General features: G+C 59.0%; 1 protein-coding gene and 3 pseudogenes. All 4 read right to left on the bottom strand.

Annotated features, from left to right (window positions below; genetic code table 11):
* Positions 1–455: pseudogene (locus U5771_RS34610) on the bottom strand (transposase); the annotation flags it as partial.
* Between the two features lie 68 nt (positions 456–523).
* A pseudogene (gene ltrA / locus U5771_RS34605) lies at positions 524–2,054 on the bottom strand (group II intron reverse transcriptase/maturase).
* Positions 2,055–2,719: 665 nt separating this feature from the next.
* A pseudogene (locus U5771_RS34600) lies at positions 2,720–3,121 on the bottom strand (IS3 family transposase); the annotation flags it as partial.
* 58 nt (positions 3,122–3,179) lie between these two features.
* Positions 3,180–4,973, bottom strand: coding sequence for an acyl-CoA dehydrogenase (locus U5771_RS34595; protein WP_322028100.1), 1,794 nt, complete (start codon positions 4,971–4,973; stop codon positions 3,180–3,182).
* Positions 4,974–5,139: the final 166 nt, after the last annotated feature.

Raw genomic sequence — 5,139 nt, 5'->3', positions numbered from 1 at the left:
CGTCGCGAAGTATGCCTCATCCGGCGTCTGATCCGCCAGGCTCGAATGGGGCCGTTTCCGGTTGTACAAGTTGATGTACTCGCCGATGGAGCGCCGGGCATGGCTGACCGACTCGTACGCTTTCAGGTAGACCTCTTCGTACTTGATGCTTCGCCCCCCCGTTCGACGAACACGTTGTCGCGCCAGCTTCCCTTGCCGTCCATCGACAGCCGGATGCCTCGGCCCAATACGGCTTGCGTGAACGCGTTCGCCGTGAACTGACTACCCTGATCGGTGTTCACAATGTCGGGCTGCCCGTAGCGCGCGAACGCTTCCTCGAGCGCCTCGACGGCGTGCACCGCTTCCAGCGTGATCGCCACCCGGTGCGAGAGCACCTTGCGACTCGACCAATCCACTACCGCCGTCAGGTACACGAAGCCTCGCGCCATCGGAAGTGGAGTAAGAGACAGGGCGTAGTCGAACTATTTCCCTGCCTCTCCTCCCCGAACCGGACTTGCACCTCTCAGCGCATCCGGCTCTCCGTTCAAGCGTTGCTCATAGCAAAGGCGACATCGGCATAGCGCGATTCGATGGTGTTGCGTGTCTCATCGCGCAGAATGTACGGATTTTCCGATGGCGAACGCCACCTAAATTGGCCTTTCCGACTGGTGACCAGGCGCCGAAGCGCCACCGTCCCATACCAACCTCGACTGTCTTGGCCCTGCAGCACTCATGTCGCAGCCTGTCCCGGCTCCGGTGCCCGGATGTAATCGCGCATCAGCGATCTGAACCCGCGCCGATACCTGCGCGCGAGCCAGTATCCAAGTTTCCAGAAGACCGTGCGGTCTAGTTTTCTAAACATGGTGGCCGTGAAGTCGGTGTATTGGTAGAAGGCGGCCCAGCCGGCGATCTGCCGGTTCAGGCTTGCCATCAAGTCCATCCGGTTCATGCCGTAATTGCCCGACAGTTGCTTGACCAGTCTCCCGGCAAAGCCCCGATACTTCTCCCATGGAATCGTCGTTACCGGCCGCATGCGACCACGTGATCCACGCTTGCGGATGATGCGATGACCGAGGAAGACGAAGCCGTCGTTCACATGCGTGATATGGGTCTTTTCCATATTCAGCGTGAGCTTCAGTTCTCCTTCGAGGAATCCACGGCATGCTTCGCGTACTGCCTCGGCATGTTCGCGAGTCCCCTTGACCACGATCACAAAGTCATCCGCGTACCGACAGTAGGACACTGCTGGTTTCCATTGCCGGTTTTCTCGCACAGTAATCGGACGCTGCTTGAGAATCGCGAAGTTCCACGCCCACCGATCTTTCCGCACCTTCTTGTTCAGGTAGTTCCTTTCCATCCACGTATCGAATTCGTGCACATGATGTTGGACAGCAGCGGCGAGATGACGCCGCCTTGAGGAACGCCTTCGCTCGCAGCACGAAACAGATCACGATCAACACAGCCCGCTTTGACGAACTTCCAGAGCAGGGCAAGGAAGCGCTGATCGGCAACCCGCTTGCGGATTCCCTTCAGCAGCAAACGACGATGAACGGTGTCGAAGTAGCTGGTGAGGTCTCCCTCGATGACCCAGCGTCCGGCGACACTTTGTTCACCACTGTCCTGCAACTGAAGCTTCACCGTGCGAATCGCGTGATGTACGCTACGGGCAGGTCTGAAGCCATATGAAACCGGATGGAAATCGCTCTCCCATATCGGTTCCATCGCCATCAGCATGGCCCGTTGCACGATCCGATCCTGCAGGCTCGGAATGCCGAGCGGCCTGAGCTTGCCGTTCGCTTTCGGTATGTACCGCGTCGTGCAGGCAGCGGACTATACGAGCCCGCCAACAGCTCTTCACGTATCGTCGCCAGTTCATGTTGGAGATTCGCTTCCATCATGCGCTTGTCGATCCCGTCCACGCCCGGTGTGCGGGCTCCGCTGGATGCCAGCGTAATGCGAGCCGCTTCACTCAGCCAATCCCTGTCGGCAATCAGTCTCAGGAGTCGATCGAACTTGCGTTCTTTGTTCTCCGCCGACCACGTCGCCAGTTTGCTTTGCATTTCGCTGATTATCAAAGGTCTTCACCTCATTGCGGTCAGTTAATCAACCCAGCAAACCACTTCAACTGCCTCCCCTTGCCATGTGGCCGGCTTTCCCGACCTCAGACTACTACGGAGGCTCCGCCAGCCTGCACGTCATCGGGGACACACTCCCTTGGCATCCGTGCAGACCTTCCCCAGTTCACATGCTGGACTCAACGCATGGGCGAGGTTGCCTGTCGCAGTCTTTATCCTTGCTTGCCGCAAGTCGTCGCGAACATCCCGGTCTAGCTGCGCGCCCCCCGTGATTCCTTGCTGTCCGGCATACATGTCCAGTCAGCATTCGTGCCGCCGAGCCATACGTGTGACCAGCGGCAGTTCGCACCTGCCCGTAAAGCGGTGTGGGCAGGGGTGACACTTCAACCCTCAGATGCGGTTTAACAGGTTCGTGTTCCTCAACCGTCCCACGCTCAGCCTGGAGGCCCATCTTGGCGTAACCGCTTCGCCGCAAGCCCCGTTTCCCACGGACTACGTCACCTTGCCAGTGTCGGCAAGTCACCGCCGCTTCGGCTCACTTCCTCTCGCAGCAGAGGAAGGGCATGCTCCGGCACTGCAACGTCAACTCCTCCGGAGTCCTGCATTCCAAACATGCTCAAGCAGCTTCACCTCCGTACGGGCGGGCTACGCTGGCTGGGCGTACTGTACGTGATGTCGCCGCACCAGGCCTGATTGGGCGCGGTCACTGAGAAATCCTGGCTCAACAAATTCGGCGCGACAGGCAAGTCGTGCTTCGAATTCGTCGTGGCCTTGAACCGGCGTTTCTGCTTGCAGCTCAGTCCCAGTTTTTTGCGCAGCCGCCTGATCCGGTGCACGCCGATTCGCACGCCACGTTCATCGAGATGTTGCTTCAGGCACTCGGGCCCAAAGCTTTCCCGAGTTCGCTGATGTGCCGCAAGTACCTCCGCTTCCAGGCGAGGCTCCTGCTGCGTTCTTTCGGACGGATCGCGCTTGCGCCACGCATAGTAGCCGCTCACCGATACACCCAGCACGCGGCACATCGGCGGCACGGGATAGTCCTGTCGCATTTGTTCGATCACGCCGTACTATTGCAACGACGAACGACACCGCAATGCGCGCGGCAAAGCACTGTAGCGGAAAGGACTAAAACCACTCATTGCGCATATCGAAGGGAACCATGTTGATTTCGCGAAGCAACTTGGTTGTTGGCGCGATTTGCGGGAGGTCCCATTCGATGTAGTAACGCGCAGCCTGGAGCTTGCCCATGTAGTAGTTGCGATTGTCTTCGTGCTGCGAGGTGGCGAGGCGCCGGGCGGCCGCGAGCGCCTGCCAAAGCCACAGCCACGCGACAACGACGCGTCCGAAGCAGTCGAGGTAGAGCGTCGCGTTGGCAAGCCCGCGGTCTGGGTCTCGCGCTAGCATAGGCAACAGCGTTTCAGTGGTTGTCGCCAAGTCAGAAAATGCGACGCTGACCGCTTTCGCCAAGTCGGCCAGCGAGGAATCATTTTCGGCCTCTAGGACCACGGCTTCCACTTTCTCGCGAAGCATAGCGAGCGCGGCCGCGCCGCCTTTGCCGCTAACCTTTCGGCCCAGCAGATCGAGACCGTGAATTCCTTCCGTACCCTCGTGAATCGGATTGAGGCGCTGATCTCGATAGAACTGTTCTACGGGGAACTCTCGGATATAGCCGGACCCTCCCAACACCTGGATTGCCATATCGTTGGAATGGCAGCCATACTTGGACGGCCACGACTTCACAATCGGCGTCAGCAGCGAGAGCAACTGTCCGGCGTGGTGGCGCTCCTCCGGATCAGGGTGTGTGCGCTCGTCTTCGAACAGGGAACTGGCATAGAAGCATAGCGCCAAAGCGCCTTCGGCATAGGCCTTTTGCGCCAGCAGCATACGCCGCACGTCGGCATGCTCGACCAATAGAACCTGACGCGTGGCAGGATCACGATTGGATGGCAACCGTCCTTGCGGCCGCTGGCGCGCGTAGGAAAGAGAATGCTGCAGGCCCATGCTTGCCATGGCGGCGGCGCCAAGTCCGACGCCGATGCGAGCCTCGTTCATCATCTGGAACATACAGGCCAGGCCCTGTCCCTCCCGGCCCACGAGGTAACCTACAGCGCCACCATTCTCACCAAAACTCAGCACGGTCGAGGACGCGTTACGGGCTCCCATCTTGTGCAGGAGGCCAGCCAGAGCGACATCGTTGCGCGCACCAAGCGTGCCATCGTCGTTTAACAGATACTTCGGGACGAGAAAGAGGGAGATGCCCTTGACGCCCGGCCCTGAATTCCGCGTTTTCGCGAGCACCATGTGCACGATGTTCTCAGTCAAATCGTGCTCGCCGGCACTGATGAACATCTTTTGTCCAAAGATGCGATAGGTGCCGTCCGGCTGTGCCTCCGCCCGGGTTCGAATGTCTGCCAACGCAGATCCCTGGCCCGGCTCGGTAAGCGCCATCGTACCGGTAAAGTCGCCGTCCATCAGCCGGTCGAGATACTGGTGCTTCTGGTCCTCGGTGCCAAAGCTGCGGATCAATTCGATGACGCCGAGTGTCAGAAAGTAGTAGCCGCAACTACCCGCGTTGGCTGCGAGAAAGTGGCCCATCATCGCTCTGACGACGACTTCCGGCAGTTGCATGCCACCTTCCTCGGCGCTTGCACGAGCCCTCAGAAAGCCCGCGTCGCGCATCACGTCCCACGCAATTTTCGTTTCTGGGATCAGTCGGACCCCGTCGCCATCAAGCGTTGGCTCGTTGGCGTCGCCCTTTTGATAATGATTGAGTAAATACCTTTTAGCAATTTCGCGTGCCGAATTAATCGTGGCGTCGAAAACCTCGCGGGAATGGTCCTGGTAGCACTCGCGCTTGAGAAGACTCTCCGTGTCCAGGAGTTCGTATAAGAAGAATGCAATGTCGCGTTCGTTGAGCATGGCTGATCCGAATGAAAAGAGTGTCCGCCACGACGCTGGCGAACGATTTATCCTCAAACGCTAGCGCAGCCGTACCTAATGGGCTTGCGTCAGTTGGCTGCGCGTTCCGGTCGGCCTCGTAAATTTCGGCCTGCCAGAAAACAAAGCGCAGACGAGAGGGTTGGCC

The organism is Burkholderia sp. BCC1977 (assembly GCF_905339595.1).
Lineage (GTDB): Bacteria > Pseudomonadota > Gammaproteobacteria > Burkholderiales > Burkholderiaceae > Burkholderia.
The sequence above is the reverse complement of the archived record's forward strand: the minus strand, read 5'-3'. Positions and strand labels throughout refer to the sequence as shown.